The organism is Mucilaginibacter sp. dw_454 (genome assembly GCF_018449775.1).
Taxonomy (GTDB): domain Bacteria; phylum Bacteroidota; class Bacteroidia; order Sphingobacteriales; family Sphingobacteriaceae; genus Mucilaginibacter.
The window spans coordinates 295,705-313,206 of sequence record NZ_JAAVVB010000002.1 but is presented as its reverse complement, the minus strand read 5'-3'; the positions used below and the strand labels follow the sequence as shown (position 1 = coordinate 313,206).

Here is a 17,502-nt window from a genome sequence, read left to right as displayed (position 1 = left end):
GCCAATGCCTTTAACCATAGGGGTAGATGTCCGCGATCTCCGGGTCGCCAAAACCGGCACGCGTACGTACCTGGAAGAAGTGTGTGCAGCGTTTAAACAGTTACAAACCGATGAAATACATTTCAAGTTTTTGGATACCGACATTCCGGTTTATGCCGGCAGCAACCGGGTTTTAAACTTGATAGAACATGCCCGCTACCAGCTATGGAAACAAGTGGGGTTACCGTTAAAGGCTTTTTTTAGCAGATGCGACATAGTTTTTTGTACGGATAACTTTGTGCCACTAATACATTTAGGCTACAAAACTATCCCTGTTTTTCATGACGCTTTCTTTTTTGAAAGCCCGGAAGCATACGGGCGATTATGGCTATGGCTGTACATGAAAACGGCAATACCCGCGGCCCGGCGTTCGCCTTATGTGGTTACCCCTACTCAGTACGCCAAAAAACAGATTAGCAATTACACCAAGCTACCTGATAGCAAGTTAGCAGTGGTACCCGAAGGCCCCAAGAATTTACCTTTTACCGACTTGGGAGGAGATGATCTTTTAGACAAGCTATCATTGGCCCGTGGTAAATATATTCTGCATGTAGGCTCTTTATTTAAACGTAAAAACGTTCCTGCTTTGATTCACGCTTTTAGCAAACTTAGGGGTCTGGGTTATGAAGATTTGAAACTGATTTTAGCAGGCCCCATTCCCTCAAGCAGCTATGAAAATGGTATTGACGAGATACGTAAAGCCATCGAAGCCACCCATATGGACCAATATATTATTATTCCCGGCTATATGTCTGACGATAACCTGAGCTTGTTGTACAAGAACGCATTGATGTATGTTTTCCCCTCAATAAACGAAGGGTTTGGCATACCCATTTTAGAGGCCTTTAAAAACGATCTGCCTGTACTGGTAGCCAATAATACCTGCCTGCCAGAAGTTGGCGGCGATGCTGTTGTTCAATTTGATCCGTTTGATACGAATGATATCTTTCAAAAAATAAGACAGGTAGCCGATGATGAAGACTTAAGATCAGATCTTATTAAAAAAGGCCGCGCACGTTTGCAAGATTTTTCATGGCAAAATACCGCCTTGCAACTCATAGAAATATTTAAAAAAGCAGTCTAGCTGTTGGCGAATAACTCAATGTGCTCATCAACAACCTTATCCCAATTAAAGACACTTAAAGCACGATCGGAAGCTTTTTTGGCAAGTATTTTCATCTCGTCATAATGTTCTTCGCAAAAGTTGATTTGCCCGGCTAAAGAGTTGATGTCACCCTTTTTAAACGTTCGGGCTGTGTCTTGAACGGCATACTGATTTTCTTCGATATCACTTACAATGAGCGGCACATTTAACCCCATAACTGTTAATACTACCGGCGATAGCCCCTCAACATCAGAAGGTTGTATATAACAATATGAGTTACGCATTAATATATTGGTGTCGTCGCCATAAACGAAACCGGGAAAAACAACGCTGTCATTAGCCATAGCCATGATTTGTTCTTCGTAAGGCGATGGATTAGGCGATCCGCCTATCAGCACCAACTTTTTATTAGATATCGAATTTATAAAAGCGGGTACCAGGTAATGTAATCCCTTATCGGGTATAAATCGTCCAACAAAAAGATAATATTCGCCTGTTTTCAGGTTAAATCTTTCTAACACGTCTCCATTATCTTCCGGTACATCTACTTCGCTACCAAAGGGAATAAACTTATATTTCTTATTAAATTTATCTTCAAAAAGTTTCCTGGCTATTACGTTATCAAATATTACTTCATTAGGTAAATAAGCGGTTAAGATTGAAGAGAATTTCAGGTAAAGCCGGGCATACCAGGTCCATTTATCGCGTTTCCAATCAACTCCGTCCTGGCTAATAAATACCTTTTTGCCAAATAAGCGTAACGGCAGCGCAAAAATACTATTGCCACCATTTTGGATATGCACAATATCGGCCGTGTTATTTACAATAATATCCCAGGTACATTTGAAGGAGTGCAGAAGGGTGTCAAAACCCGGGCTGTTAACGGTAGAAAAGGTTTTTATTTTAACACCTTTATACTCAGTAACATTATTAGAAACGTCTTTATAGCGCCGGTTATATGCAATAACGGCATGTCCTCTGGCAACTAATCTTGGTAGTAATTCGAGTACAAATTTATCTGCTCCGGCAGCACCCTTTGCAGGTGGCAAAGACCGGAAGCCAAATGCTGCTATACGCATTAACGAAAGTAAATATTTATAAAGTAATTTTTTCCTTTACTAAATAAATGTTTTTTTCTTTTAAATAATCTGAATAATAATCATGAACATATTCCTGAAGTGCTACTTTCCAGTCACGCATAATATTCATGCTTCTCAAATCCAGCTTTTTGTTCAGTAGTCGTTCAGAAGGAGGCCTCGGCGCAAAATAGGTTTCGTTGAAATAGCTCGATGATACTTCATTCAAAGTTACCTCATCACTCAGGCCTAATATGTTCACCATTTCTTTAGCAACTTCATAACGGCTGGTCTCGCCGTTACAAACCATGTTATAAAGCCCCCAATACTCGCGCTCAAGTAATAGCTTGACATTTTTGGCAAAGTCAACAGTAAAAGTTGGCGTACCATCCTTGTCGTTTACAATATATAAATCGCGGTTACCATCCGTTAACTGTTTGATAATTTTGTTGATGAATTTCTTGTCCTTTTCGGGGCCGCCTCCCATCATCCAGCCAGCGCGGCAAATAATATAACGTGTAGCATTTTCCCGCACATAGCGCTCACCCATATATTTTGAACGAGCGTAATGTCCCAGTGGATTTGGCTCATCCCAATCGTCATAAAAATCTTTGGTACCATCAAATATCCCCGCTGTGCTAATATATAGCACTGGTATATTTAATTTATTTGCAATAAAAACAGCGTTTTCAACCGCGGTAGTGTTAGTTAGATAAGTATCATCAAGATTCAGTTCGCAATATTCCAGATCGGTATGTGCACCCAAGTGAAACAGGTAGTCGGGATTAAAGGCTTCAACGTCTTTTCTGTAGGCTTCAAAATTGCGAAAGTCGAGGAAACTAAGCCATTTTTCATTTACATCTTTGTCAGTACATTTAATTTCGTAATCATCCTTAAATATGCGATAAAAAGCTTCTCCAAGCATTCCACCAGCACCGGCAATGTAAATTTTTTTCTTCATATTAAACGTTAAACCATAATGGCTACATTTGGTAGATGTTATCCATTGATAATAGACTTATCTATTAATCTTCAACTTCCAAAACTAACCTTTTTTTGACTGATTAACAGCATTTTTGTTAAAAGTTATTTGAAGACTTAGAATATTTTCGTTAGATTATATACTAAATTAGCATCAAAACACACCTTAAATTACAAACAAAAGCAATTAAAGGTTATTGTCATTAACAACATAAATGCCGGGTTATTGTTTTGTAGATTTAATATTAATATAATTTAAACATAAGGTTAATCAACAACTGCAATAGGAGAAGATCACAATTAAAATACTACAATAAATACGTAGTAGCCCAATTTTCAACATAGCGTTAATTCGTTATATAATAGCGGGGCTATTGCACCCGATGATATTGGTCGGCTAGATATGGTATTTGGGTTATAAAGCATAAAATATTTAACTTCGGCGTCTCCTAACCTCTTGGAAACAAAGAAACATTTAACAGATGAAAGTTGCATTTATTGTACGCCCAAACTTATATGACATAGCCGGCGGCGATACCGTACAAATAGATCAAACTGCAAATTGGTTGAGAAAGTTGGGCCTTGAGGTCGACATCTTATTCTCTAATGCAGTGATATTTCATGACCAATATGATGTGTTAAATTTTTTCCATATTACCAGATCTGCGGCTATTTTACTCCAAACAAAAAGCACCGATAAACCGGTGGTGGTATCAACTATACACTGTCCTTACGGCGATTATGATAAATATGGAGCTTTAAGCGTCAGGAGGTTATTTGCTGCCATGTCAGAGGATGCAAAAGATTATCTCAGAACTACTTCGCGTTGGCTCAGGGGACGGGAAGGAATACCACTAAATTACATTTGGACAGGTCAAAAACACAGTATTAACCAGGTTTTAAAAAAGGCAGACATGTTATTGCCTAATTCATTATCCGAGTTAAATCGCATCAAAGAGCGTTACGATTGCCCTACGCCATATGCCATCGTTACTAATGGCATAAATCCGGACAAGTTTGTGTACAACCCCAATGAGCCTAAAGATGAGAAATTAGTAATTAGCGTAGGCCGTATTGAAAAGCGCAAAAACCAACTTAATGTGATTAGGGCACTAAGCAATACCGATTATAAATTAGTACTGATCGGCGCTTCGACACCGAGCCAACAGAGCTATTATCAGCAATGTTTAGATGCTGCCGGCCCCAACGTGAAAATTTTAAACCGAATACCTCACGACGAAATGGTAAAATATTACCAGATGGCCAAGGTACATGTGCTAGCCAGTTGGTTTGAAACAACTGGATTAAGTTCGTTAGAGGCTGCTATTATGCGATGCAACCTGGTGATTACCGATAAAGGCGATACCCGGGACTATTTTGGCGACGACGCCTTTTATTGTGAGCCAGAAGATATTGAAAGCATATGCAGCGCGGTGGATTTGGCTATTAAGGCGCCAATAAATGAATCGCTGGCTGAAAAGATATTGACAGAGCATACCTGGCAGAAAGCAGCAGAGCAAACTTTGGCTGCTTATCAATCGCTTTTATAGTTTTTAATATCAGGGTTTAAAACTTATTGAGCAATTATTGGTTTTAGGTGCTTGACAGCTAATGTGGCTTAACACTGATATATAATTTTATATTTGCATACTTAGATTAACATCATTTTTTTCATGCGCATCAAACATCTACTTTATATATTATTTGCCGTCTTTATTTTACTCGCTAAACAGAGTACTGCTCAAGGAATTTCCATGAGCAATCTAAAAGACATGAAGGTAAGCGACGCTACTGACGACCAAATAACACAAGCCTGGCAAAAAATGCAAAGTTCGGGTTTATCAGAACAGCAAGCATATGCGTTAATGGCAAAAAATGGCGTATCGGCAGATGAAATACAAGCCTTTAAAGATCGTGTAACACTGTTGGGTTTAGATAAAAGCGGACCGGCCAAAAAGCCGGCTGCAACTGCAGAAAAACAAACAACAGGTTCATCGCGCGACATAATTGATGAGGTAAAAAAACCCGTACCGCTTGAACGGCCAAAACCCGATACTACTAAGCATCCTCTGGAAATATACGGATCGCAATTTTTTAGACAAGCCATAACTTTTGAACCTAGTTTTTCTATCGCTACGCCAAAAAGTTATGTATTAGGCCCTGGCGATAAAGTTATAGTACTGTTAACAGGTTTGAACGAGAAAAACCTTGAAGCCACGGTAACGCCTGATGGTAACCTGCAAATACCATTTGCCGGTTTGGTTTACGTAAACGGCTTTACTATAGAACAGGCTACCTCGTTGATCAGGAGTAAAATGGTAAAAATATACCCAGGCCTATCTTCTGGTCAGACTCAATTAACCGTAAATTTAGGCACTACCCGTAGTATTAAAGTAACTGTTAAAGGTGAGGTAAAGACACCGGGCTCTTACACCCTATCATCGTTGGCTACTTTGCCTAATGCTTTATATAACTCGGGCGGCCCTAATGCTAATGGGTCTTTAAGATATATCCAACTCATAAGGAATAATAAACTTTACAAGACGATAGATTTTTACACCTATCTGCAAACCGGGATTCAGGAAGGAAACATCCGTCTGGAAGATCAGGATGTAATACAAATACCTGTTTATAAGAAACGTGTGAGTATAAGTGGCGAGGTAAAAAACCCAGCTATTTATGAGCTAAAGGATGATGAACATCTGGATGATCTGATTAAATATGCCAGTGGCTTTACGCAGACAGCGTACACAGGGATAGCCAAGGTTGACCAAGTTAATGACCTGCAGCGCGAAGTTAAAGACGTGCCAGCAAATCTATTTGCTAACTATACCCCACGTAATGGCGATAAGGTGTCCATTGGCGCTATTACCAATCGATATACCAACCGTGTGGTATTAGAGGGTTCTGTTTACCGCCCTGATGTTTATGAGCTGACTGCGGGCTTAACATTAAGTCAGTTATTAAAATTAGCGCAAGGCTTAAGACCCGATGCCTACATGGCGAGGGGCTATATCAACAGGACGCTGCCTAATTTGGATAAACAGAGCATTCCGTTTAAACCAAATGAGATTATTAGTGGCGTAAACGACATTCCATTGCTGCGTGAAGATACCGTAGTTATCCTAAATCGCGAAGCATTTGTGTCTAACCAAACAGTTACCGTTAGTGGGCACGTTAGGCGTCCTTCAATCATCACTTATCGTAAAGGGCTTAAACTGGCTGATGTTATTGCGATGTCTGGCGGCTTTGGGGATGAAGCGGCCGAACATCATATCGAAATAAACCGGGTTATTAAAAACGAATCGGACAGCGTAGCAAATCAACAGGTTAATACGTTTGTTGTTGATTTGAGCAATAACAATGATGCAAATGGCAATATTGAACTCCAGCCAATGGATGTTGTAAATGTACCTCGTTTAGTCAATTACCGTTCTTTGGGCAACGTAGCCGTTAAAGGCGAGGTTGCTTTCCCGGGAGATTATCCGGTCGAAAAAAGAAGTGAAACCGCGCTTGATTTTTTGCGCAGGGCAGGAGGTGTAACGCCATACGGCTCGATTGAAAATGCACAGGTTTACAGAAACAACGTTAGGGTAAATCTTGACCTTTCATTAAAAAGTAGCAAAACCGAAGCCAATAAAGACATGATATTGTTACCGGGCGATAGTGTGTATGTTCCCCGCGTAATATCGTATGTAGAAGTATCGGGGGCGGTAAACAACCCACAGTATATAAGTTTTCATGGTGGCAGATTTAAGTATTATATCAATGCTGCAGCGGGTACCACACAAAACGCCAGGCTAAAAGGCGCATATATTAAATATCCCGACGGGCTAAATCAACCTATAAGGCATTTCTTGTTTTTCCGTGTGTATCCTAAAGTTAAACCGGGCAGTAAAATTGTGGTACCTGAAAAAGCGCCGGATAATAAAATTAAAATAGGGTTTGGCGATCTTGGTAGCATAGCAGCAGCCTTGACAGCACTGGTAAGTATTGTAGCTATTTTACATAAATAACATGAGCCAGGAAAATACGCAATACCCATACGAGCCTGAGTTTACCATCAAAGGGCTGATCAAAGATCGGCTGGGTGATATAGATTATGTTTTAAAATTTAAAAAAGCTATAGCCGTTGTTTTTATAGTTGGCGGCTTAGCAGGTGCACTAACAGCCTGGTTATGGACACCAAGCTACACTGCTACGCTAACATTCGTTGTAGACGACTCTAAATCGTCTGGCGGCGGCGGCATATCTGCTTTAGCGGGGTTGGCTGGCCTGGATCTTAACAGTATAAGTGGTGGCAGCGGTATGCTGGCCGGCGACAATGTACAAGAGTTGGTAAAAAGCCATAACCTCATCAAATCAACGCTCGTTACAGCCTATGACAGCACCAGAACACTTGCAGATGTATACGGCGCAGTAACTAAACTCAGCAAAAAATGGCTTAAATATAGCCCAGATGGTAAGGTGATTCGTTTTCCTTTAAATGGAGTAGGAAACAACAGGCTACAAGACAGCTTGCTACATGACATGACCGAACGAATATTATCCAGTGATTTCGGAATTGCCAAAACCGACAAAAAGCTTGGTTTTTTTGAGGTGAATACTACCATGAAAGATGAAAGGCTGGCCCAGCTGTTTTGCATCAGGATGATAAATCAGTCAACTGATTTTTATGTAAGAACCAAAACTCAAAAACTTAGAGACAATGTAAACCGTTTGCAAAAACGTGCGGATAGTATTGGCAAAGCACTTAACAGCAAAACCTATTCGGCGGCCGCTGCTAATAGAAGCACGCTTGATCTAAATCCTGCTTATACAGCCTCGAACGCGGATATAGAGGTAAAGGAGCGTGACAAGATTGTGCTATCAACTGTATTTTCTGAAACGGTAAAAAATTTGGAGGCCAGTAAAACTATGCTCGCCCAATCAACCCCAACCGTACAGATTGTTGATGAACCCGAATTACCGTTGACAAAGAATAAGCTTAAATATTCTGTAGCTATTATAGGCGGCATATTGCTAAGCGAATTGATATTGTGCTTTTATTTGCTGTTTAGCCGTAAAAAAGTCTAAAACCGATAGGTTATCCCCAACTCGCCATGAAAATTGAACGCGTCATTATTGGGGATGTAATATTGACTTGGGTTATAGTCTTTCAACAACCATTCATAATTAAACGATTTTACCGGTTGCAATTTTGCATTAAAAATGAAGTTTTTATAATTCCATTCTCCATTTAATGCTATTGACATGTCTACCCACTTGCCGCTATTGCCGTTGACATCAGTATAAAATCTTTGATAGAAATCTACTGAATGTTCATAGCGTTCAAAACTTAAACCTAATTTCTTAAGTCCAGATACCCAACTTATTTCCAGCGACTCTAAATTACCTCCTGGGCCCACGCCCGCTCCAATTACTTGCCCAAGATTAGTTTGACCATCCCTTACCTGGCTATGTGTATACCAGCTTCCAGCCGGACGCACCGCTCTATCAACCGACTGCGACATCTGTGTTATTTCTGCTCCTACTAATATATTAGCATCCTTATTACTTAACGGCACCATTTTACGCAGGCCAAATATGTAAGCTCTTGAATGTTCTGGCGAGCCTATAAAATCGGCTAGATTATAAGAGTTATCGTTAAGCCCGTACTCGAAATATACCTCTGCATTAGCTTTGGTAAAAAGCCAGCGAGCATAAAATGAGGTTAGTTGATCTCGCCCGAAACCGTCACTTCCTGCGTTATCAAGCTTAGTGTATCTCGTAAAAAATGGAACATAGCCACTAAAACCTGACACATCGCTATGATAAGCATTAAAAGACCTGATTAAACCCAATGTTAAACCAGATATCCACTCGGGGTGGTAATTGATATTAAACCCGGCATAATAACGCCAATCATGTTCTTTGGGGAGATATAAATTTGTACCGGTAGAGGTAGTAGTTGTAAGCAAAGGCGAGTAACCCGATCCATCTAAGCGCGCTGCAATAATTTGCCCTTCAAACCTACCTAAAAAAGTTTTTAAAGGCTTTACCGTATTAAAGGTAGCATGCTTAAAACCTGGCGCATTATCTGATAAGATCAGCGCATTGCGTATACCCGGCCCCCACCAAATACTTTCGTTAGATAACCCAAATGCCACAGAACCAAATGTCAACATGATATTGCTTTGCCCCCAAAAAGCTTTGGTGTATGCACCATTGCCAAATCGCTCCGGTAGATCTATATAATTATAAAAGGCATAGTAGTTTTTTAAATCCTGGTCAGAATGGCCCGTAGCAAATCCGGTAAAACCGGGATTAGCCGCGTAAACAAATTCCGGTCGTAGTTGAATGCTTAGATGCCCGGCTCTAAAATAAAATCCAGCGCTCACCAGTGTTTGATAACCCTTTGCCGGAATCATGGCTTCATCATTCCAACCGTATGGATGGTCGGAGTTATATTCCTGCTGCCAACTTAAGGGTAGTATCTTAAAAAATAATCCGTTGTGAGCATTCGTCGACGTTTTTGGCAAATCATGTTCAGGATCGTATATATCCGATATTTGAGGGGCATTAAACGTTAACGGACGAATGGCGAACGAGATATTAGTATCGATTTTACCCTGTAGTTGAACTCGTCTGTAGTAATCGTCTAAGACAGGGGTACCAACCGGAAGTGATTGCGCAAATGTTTTAGCATATAGCATAAAACAGATAGTGACACAAGCGCTTATTGATTTTAACATTTTTATCATGGTGCATCAAAATCTATAGGTAACACCCAACTCACCGTGAAAATCATATACATCATTATGTGGTATGTAATATTGTCCCGGATCATAATCTTTTAATATCCACTCATAATTTAAAGATTTTATTTCCTGTAATTTAACATTAAAAAGGAAATTTTTATAATTCCATTCGCCATGTAAAGCAAAAGCAAGATCTACCCAATTTCTGCTGTTACCGTTAATTGGCGGCAAATAAGAAGTGGCAAAATCGGCATCGTGCTCATACCTTTCAAATTCAAAACCTATCTTTTTCAACCCGGATACCCAACTAACATCTGCAGATTGAATATTACCGCCGGTGCCGGTACCTGCACCCAATATTTGCCCATCATTTGTATGCCCCTGAAGCAATTGATAGTTTACATACCACAGCCCAACCTCTCTTATACCAAGCTCAGCATGTTGAGAGGTTTGCGTAACCTCTGTGCTAAATAAGATATGCTGATTATCGCTTCCGTTTACTGAGATCATTTTTCGTAAGCCAAATACGTAGGCCCTTGAGTGTTCAGGTGATTGAGTTAGATCTGTTAAATTATATAAATTGTCCTCCCATCCATATTCCAGATAAACCTCTGCCTGAGCTTTATTGAATAACCATCTTCCGTATAATGAGGTTATCTGGTCGCGTGGAAAAAGATCGCCTACACCATTGTTAACGTTGTTTTTAGTGTATGAAGTAAAAAACGGCACATAAGCGCTAAAACCACCTTTTTTAACGTCATCATAATAAGCATCAAACGTTCTTATAATTCCTAAGGTTAACCCCGGAATCCATTTTGGATGATAATTGATATTAAACCCGGTAAAATAACGCCAGGAATCTCTTTTAGCTTCGTATAAGTTTGTTCCATCAGGTAATGCTGTCGTTAATAAGGGCGGGTAGCCAGAATTATCTAAATGTCCCGCTATCACCTGGCCTTCAAAATAACCTATATAAGTGTTAATGGGTTTAACCGTATTTATAGTAATATGCTTGAAACCGGGAGCATTATTTGTCAATATTAAAGCATTTTGTATGCCTGGTCCCCACCACAAATTCTCATTGGATACGCCTATTGACATCGGTCCGAATATTAAACTGATACTACTTTGCCCTAAAGATGCTTTATGATAGGAACCGTTACCAAATCGCTCTGGCCAATCTTCCAGATTATGAAAGGCATAATAATTCACTAAATCCTGACCGGTATGTCCCGATGCAAAGCCATTAAAAGAAGGGTTTGCAGCATACACATATTCTGGCCTAAGTTGTATGCTAAGTGGGCCGTATTTGAAATAAACCCCACCGCTTATCATTGTTTGATAACCTTTGGCGGGTATCATTGGTCCATCATTCCAACCATACGGATGATCTGAATTGAATTGCTGTTGCCAGCTTAACGGCAATATTTGAAATTCGCCGCGTTTATTGGCAAAATAAATCGGCCCGGTTTTTAATGTACTATCAGGATCATATATGTCGGTGGTTTTGAGTTCTGATTTTGAAATTAGCGGCCTTACAGCAAATGATAGATTAGAATCCACCTTGCCCAACAATTGCGCTCGTCTGTAATAATCGTCCAAAAGAGGCGTCCCCACCGGAATTGATTGCCCGACAGCCATTTCAGCGAGTAACAAGTCAGCGCAAAAAATCATTAATACAAAAAATATCTTTTTCATATTTAACAATTTTAAAATCTATAGGTTACCCCTGTTTGCAGTAGCAAATTAAATACATGCGTTTGGTGCGCAAAGGTAACGTCGTCTCCCGGTTGCGATAACCCCCATTGATAATCTAAAGAATTTGTTAATCCAATTTGAGCATTGAAAATTAGGTTTTTGTAGTTCCACTCGCCGTTAAAACTCATGGTTAGGTCAACCCAATGTCTGGTATAATCTTTACTGTCTTGAAATGCGTAGTAATAAAAATCATTATCATGCACATATCTTTCAAGTTGTAAGCCTATTTTTTTTAGCCCTTTTACCCAACTTACTTCAACTGATTGTAAGTTACCGCCCGGCCCTATACCTGCGCCCAGCTCCTGGCCTTGATTGGTATAACCTTCTCTTACGTTTTGGCTTACGTACCACTCTTGCCCTTGTATGTCTTTAGTAAGACTAGTGCCCTGTAATTGCGTAACCTCTACACCTATTAAGATATTTTCGTCCAGCCGTTGCTTGAATGGCAATAGTTTGCGAACGCCGAAAATATATGCACGCGAATCATTAGGATTAAGTAATTTCTGAAGATAATCTTGTGTATTATTATAATTACCGTATTCAAAATAAATCTCGGCATGCTCTTGTGGCCATAGCCAGCGCATAAACATAGAGCTTAACTGATCCTTACCACTTATAGAATTATCAGGAGCAGTTGTTTTCTTTACCTGAGAAAAAAATGGCAGCAAATCTGTTATGCCATTTATGTTCTTACCATACATTTGTTGGGTTTGATCAATCCCTAAAAATAAACCGGGTACCCATTTAGGTTGCCAGGTTAAAATGTAGCCAGATAAATATCTCCAATTAGTGGGTTTAGGTACATAAAGATCCGTACCGAAATAGGTTTTATCAGGCACTAAAGGTGCGAATCCGGAGTCTCCTGGTTTTCCGGCTATAATCATTCCTTCAAACGAACCGACTGCCGTTTTTATGGGCTTTAACGTGTTTAATACTAAATGCGTAAAACCCGGCGCAGTATTACTCATTAACAACGAATTTCTAATACCGGGCCCCCACCACAGGTTTTCTGTTGATATACCTGCGGATACTGATTTATAATTTATCCGAAGACTACTCTGTCCCCAATATGCGTTACCGTAAGCTCCGGTTCCAAACCTTACAGGCAAATCAATATTGTTATATATATCGTAATACCTTGCAAATATTACGTCATATTGGTTTTTATCAAACGTGTCAAATGCAGCGTTTTCTGCTCCAACAAACTCCGGCTTAAATTGAAGTGTTAATATCCCGTATTGAATAAAAATACCGCCACTAACTAGCGCCTGTAAGCCCTTGGCTGGTATCATCGCACCATCATTCCAGCCATAAGGATGGTTTGAGTTTCCCTCTGTTTGAAAGCTAAACGGTAAAATCACTGTTCTTAATTTTCCGTTTTTACTTACCCAGGTGCTGCTGGTATCAGGTTTTTGCTCTGAAGCGTCCGGAAAAAAGATATTTGTTTTTAAATACCCCGGATATATTGGACGGATGGTGAATGAGACAGACGTATCTGCCTTGCCGAGTAACTGCATTCGCCGGTAATAATCTTCAATAGCTTTGGTTCCCACAGACAAAGACTGCGAATACGCTTTAGATTGGATACAAATCAGCAATACGTATACAAGAACCAGCTTTAAAACCTTCATAAAGTTATTGCTTTGATAGTTATATTATCCACAGACCAACTTTCGTCGCATTTCTGATCAGGCGCGTTAGTTTGAACCAGTTTGTCTAAACATTTTAATATCACCGTTCGGTTTGTGTGAGCAAACGTTTTTGTGATTTTATATTCGGTTGTACCATTAGGGCCAATTGCACCGCAAACTCCCGGCAGGTCTGTCCGGTACGCGCCTGTTTTAGGATTGCTGTAGTTGTTTGGATAATTAAACGGGTAAGATTGTGGATTAGTAAAATAGCCGGGGGTAAAAGTTTGATTGGAAAACGTAGTGTTAATAAAAGTATTTTCATCTATCGTCATTTGCCAAATGTCCGGGCCGTCTGGTGCAGGTTTGTTACCGTCCCAGGTGTCATGAATATAAAGATCGAACGATACGGTAAGTAAATCGTGTTTTGGCAAATCGTTAACCGTTAAGGCAAAATAACCGTTATTATAACGCCCCAAAACCGCTGTATTGTTATACTGCTCTATTGTTCCATTGGTTATGTTTTGCAAATTATTTGATTCGAAGTCATTACTATATACAGTCACTTCAGTCTTAACATCTCTTTTGCAAGAAATACTAAATACAAGGAATCCTATTATTACTAAGAAATGCTTCTTCATCAATAAATTTTTAATAAGCGTTTTCCTCTCCTGTTACCACATTCCAAACGGTAAGGAAAATAATTTTAAGATCAAGTAGAAAAGACCAGTTCTCTAAATACCAAACATCTGCTTCGACTCTTTTTAACATCGCTTCGGTAGTTTTTGTTTCGCCCCTTAAACCATTAATTTGAGCATAGCCTGTAATACCTGGTTTTAAAAAGTGCCTAACCATAAATTTGTCTATCAGCTGCGAGTATTGTTTTGTATGGCTAACCATGTGCGGCCTTGGGCCAACTACAGACATGTTGCCAATTAAAACATTTAAAAATTGCGGTAATTCGTCCATGCTGGACCGTCTTAAAAAAGCCCCGAGTTTAGTAACGCGTAAGTCGTTCTTAGTAGCCTGCTTTTTGTTTGAATCAGAGTTAACGCGCATACTTCTAAACTTATAACATTTAAAAGGTTTGTTATCTCGGCCAGATCTAATCTGAACAAATAAAACCGACCCCTTTGATCCTAGTTTTATTAAAATAGCTAAAATGGGGAAAAGCCAGCTCAACACAAACAATATGATAAATAGCGAAAAACCAATGTCAAAAACACGCTTTACAAAGCGGTTTAGCATATTTTCAAGTGGTTCTGATCTTATAGATATTACCGGTATGTGTCCAAATGTTTCAACATATGTAGGCCTTTTGGCAAAGTCATAATACTCTGGCACAAATTTAAACCTTATCAGGTTTTTGTCGGCTTCGATCATCAATTGCTCAACTTTCGCTGATTCAGAAATAGGTAATGTGCAAAAAATTTCGTCGACACTGTTTGCTACTACAAATCTCATACAATCTTTTATAGGCCCCTCATAAAGTTCTGTTTGTTTTACGTTTTCTGGATTATCGTCAAAAAATCCCATCAATTTATATCCCAGTTCCGGATTGGCTGAAAAGTAACTGTAAAGATCATGACCAATGCGCCCCCCGCCTGCTATCACAAAAGTGCGGGTATCAGTTAACGAAGCACGCTCGCTTTTTCTAATACTTAAAAAGATAAGTTTCCAAAAGCTTAATAAAAACCCAAACAACACTAACGAGTAAATTAAATACTCGCGTGTTACGGTATAAGACCTGTTACCAATTAGTATAATTATTGCAAAACTCGTGAAACTTAAAAACAGCAAATAGGTCTGTATAACCCCTTTAAAAGTTCTGATAGAGTCTTTGGTTATTACATGCTCATATAACCCGGTTGTATTGGCCGCCAGCAACCAAATTAAGTTGAATAAAAGTACTACCGGAAGATAATGGTTGTTAGTCCAGGATGAAAATGTATTATCAATTACCAGGTACGATATAATCATACTGATGTTCAGCATGATATAATCTACCGTTAGGTTAATTGCTTTTATAAACGTGGTATATCTGTGAACCATTTACAATTAAAATTGAATCTTGCTTAAGATGCAATGAGCATATTGTTAAATTTGAACACAAATATGCTAAAATAATCGCTTACAGGACAAAGATAAGCAAGTAATAAAACCCCGCAGTTATTATAGTATTTCAGAAAAATACGGACTGTATTAGTTTAAGCGTTTTCTTTCAACCATGCTACAGTGCCCTTAAGCCCTTCTGTGATTGAAAATCCGGGTTCAAAACCCCAGCTACGTAAAACTCCAATATCCGCCCGCCAGTTAAGTGGATCGCCGGGCTTAGTTATTTTATTAAACTTGACTTTTATCTTTTTGTCAACATATTCGCAAAAAACCGTAGCCGCTTCTTTAATGGTAGTTTCAATGCCTGAAGCAACATTAACAGATTCGCCATTAAACAGGCCACGTTTTACAATGCAATCTATCGCGTGTAAAAGATCGCTAACATATATAAAATCTCTGGTTTCATTACCAGTACCAAACAACTCGATTTCTGTGGTATGTTTACATTTTTGATAGGTGTCCCAAAATAACTGCTTTTTTAAGTTTTCTCCATAAACAGAAAATAATCGCAGATTAATAGTATGCAAATCATAGAGGTAATAATACTCTTTGCAGATTTGCTCGGCATATAGTTTATGCCACCCGTATGGTGACATTGGGATCAGCGCTGTATTTTCTTCTATAGGCAAACTAACCGGATTGCCGTATACAGCGGCAGACGACATGCTGATATATTTACATGTAGGGTTATTTATACGTATGGCATCAAGTACTTTGAGCGTATTAGTAACATTTAATTCAAAATCAAATACCGGGCGGTTAAGCGATATAGGCACGCTTCCATTACCGCTGGCATTTACACACACATCAAATTGGTTATTGTCAAAAATTTCCTCGTACTGGGTATTTTGCCGGGAAAGCAGGAAATAATTTTTCGCACTCTTATCTTCTATAATGTCAGCTCCCCAAACTTCATGTGATTTTTTGAAATATTCATAGATATGCGAGCCTATAAACCCTTTCGACCCAATTACCAATATCTTCATAATAAATTTTTATTTAATTAAGATTTTCTAAATACTTTGCGCTTAGCAAGCTGATGTCATAGTTTCCCTTTACCTCCAGGCATCTTGTTGTATAGTAATCGTAGTTTTCTTCTAATTCATGGACTTTAGCAACAAGATCTTTAATGTTAGGGAGTGCTACTAATCCAATATCTTCTTGTTTCACAAAGAACTGAGTGCCGTTGCCGGGAAAATCGGTAGTAACCGTCGGGATTCCGTATGACATTGCTTCTATAACCACGATAGGCAGGCCCTCTCGTTCTGATGGAAATATCAACATCCTCCCGTTTGCCAAAACTTCAAGTTTTTTTTCTTCATCAACAGCACCCAAAAAATTGATAAATGATATATGGCCGTATTTTTTCTTTAAACCTTCAAGCATATTCCCTCCTCCTACTAACATCAATTGCATATTTTGGTTATACGTTTGGTTATAGCTGATTACAACTTCGATAGCAACTTCAGGGTGCTTGTGTTCTTCCATGCGGCCCAGAAATATATAATTTGTTTTGGATTCAGGTTTAGATTTGTTTGTATCAACAAAACTTGGTATGACATATAGGTTATCTTTCCGATACATCATAGCGCATTCTTTTACATGTTCACTGATGCATACCACATTATCAGCAGCATTAATAATAATATTATTAATAAACTTCCACAATTTTGAGTCTCTATATTCAACAAAGTCTAAAACTGTTTTATCATGTTTTTTATATAAATAATGATAAATCACCTGTGGTAACATCGGAAACTGGCCAAAAATAACCAAATCCCAATCTTGTTTAAAGAAGGATTTTAGCTTATAGGTATATTGCAGGATAGTGCCGGTTTTGCGACCAAATCGCCCTGATTTGTAATAATTAGGGTCTTTCATCACCCTATTATATGTAACACCATTTATTACTTCCTGTTCAGGTAGATTGCCTACATGATCGATTGCTGTCATAATTACTGTATGACCAGCTTTAGCCCATTGCTCTGACAAATCTTTAAATCTTACTTGTATACCACCTAACGGATAAAAAAGTTCGTCTACAATCAATATTCTCATAA

At 39.0% G+C, this 17,502-nt stretch carries 13 protein-coding genes; 4 read left to right on the top strand and 9 right to left on the bottom strand.

All coding sequences use genetic code 11. The features are described from left to right. Positions 1-4: 4 nt before the first annotated feature. Positions 5-1,123, top strand: a complete 1,119-nt coding sequence (locus HB679_RS08570) for a glycosyltransferase family 1 protein (protein WP_214071549.1) — start codon at positions 5-7, stop codon at positions 1,121-1,123. On the opposite strand, the gene HB679_RS08565 is transcribed toward HB679_RS08570, so the two are convergent. Beyond that, a complete protein-coding gene (locus HB679_RS08565; protein ID WP_214071548.1) occupies positions 1,120-2,223 on the bottom strand; it encodes a glycosyltransferase in 1,104 nt (367 codons plus the stop codon). The genes HB679_RS08570 and HB679_RS08565 overlap by 4 nt on opposite strands. 16 nt (positions 2,224-2,239) lie before the next feature. After that, positions 2,240-3,181, bottom strand: coding sequence for an NAD(P)-dependent oxidoreductase (locus HB679_RS08560; RefSeq protein WP_214071547.1), 942 nt, complete (start codon positions 3,179-3,181; stop codon positions 2,240-2,242). A gap of 502 nt (positions 3,182-3,683) precedes the next feature. Between HB679_RS08560 and HB679_RS08555 the strand changes: the two genes are divergently transcribed. The 3 genes from HB679_RS08555 to HB679_RS08545 all read left to right on the top strand — a co-directional run bounded on the left by HB679_RS08555 (position 3,684) and on the right by HB679_RS08545 (position 8,277). After that, positions 3,684-4,751, top strand: coding sequence for a glycosyltransferase family 4 protein (locus HB679_RS08555; protein ID WP_214071546.1), 1,068 nt, complete (start codon positions 3,684-3,686; stop codon positions 4,749-4,751). Between the two features lie 204 nt (positions 4,752-4,955). Next, positions 4,956-7,217, top strand: a complete 2,262-nt coding sequence (locus tag HB679_RS08550) for an SLBB domain-containing protein (RefSeq protein ID WP_214071545.1) — start codon at positions 4,956-4,958, stop codon at positions 7,215-7,217. A 1-nt stretch (position 7,218) separates the two neighbouring features. Next, the gene (locus HB679_RS08545; protein ID WP_214071544.1) at positions 7,219-8,277 is read left to right on the top strand and encodes a hypothetical protein; all 1,059 of its coding nucleotides are present in this window, start codon (positions 7,219-7,221) and stop codon (positions 8,275-8,277) included. Here the strand turns inward: HB679_RS08545 and HB679_RS08540 are convergent. The 7 genes from HB679_RS08540 to HB679_RS08510 form a co-directional block, all read right to left on the bottom strand. Then, a complete protein-coding gene (locus HB679_RS08540) occupies positions 8,274-9,935 on the bottom strand; it encodes a capsule assembly Wzi family protein (protein WP_214071543.1) in 1,662 nt (553 codons plus the stop codon). The genes HB679_RS08545 and HB679_RS08540 overlap by 4 nt on opposite strands. 15 nt (positions 9,936-9,950) lie before the next feature. Then, the gene (locus HB679_RS08535; protein WP_214071542.1) at positions 9,951-11,639 is read right to left on the bottom strand and encodes a capsule assembly Wzi family protein; all 1,689 of its coding nucleotides are present in this window, start codon (positions 11,637-11,639) and stop codon (positions 9,951-9,953) included. Between the two features lie 11 nt (positions 11,640-11,650). After that, positions 11,651-13,330: a capsule assembly Wzi family protein gene (locus HB679_RS08530; RefSeq protein WP_214071541.1), complete on the bottom strand. Its 1,680-nt coding sequence runs from the start codon at positions 13,328-13,330 to the stop codon at positions 11,651-11,653. Continuing rightward, on the bottom strand, positions 13,327-13,857 hold the full coding sequence (locus tag HB679_RS08525; RefSeq protein ID WP_214071540.1) for a hypothetical protein: 531 nt from the start codon (positions 13,855-13,857) through the stop codon (positions 13,327-13,329). Before HB679_RS08525 ends, HB679_RS08530 begins: the two co-directional genes overlap by 4 nt. A gap of 121 nt (positions 13,858-13,978) precedes the next feature. Further along, entirely contained in the window at positions 13,979-15,322 is a 1,344-nt protein-coding gene (locus tag HB679_RS08520; protein ID WP_255547580.1) for an undecaprenyl-phosphate glucose phosphotransferase, read from the bottom strand. A gap of 212 nt (positions 15,323-15,534) precedes the next feature. Next, positions 15,535-16,428, bottom strand: coding sequence for an NAD-dependent epimerase/dehydratase family protein (locus tag HB679_RS08515; RefSeq protein ID WP_214071538.1), 894 nt, complete (start codon positions 16,426-16,428; stop codon positions 15,535-15,537). 13 nt (positions 16,429-16,441) lie between these two features. Next, positions 16,442-17,500 (bottom strand): glycosyltransferase family 4 protein, encoded by a 1,059-nt coding sequence (locus HB679_RS08510; RefSeq protein ID WP_214071537.1) that lies wholly within the window; start codon positions 17,498-17,500, stop codon positions 16,442-16,444. Between the last annotated feature and the right edge of the window lie 2 nt (positions 17,501-17,502).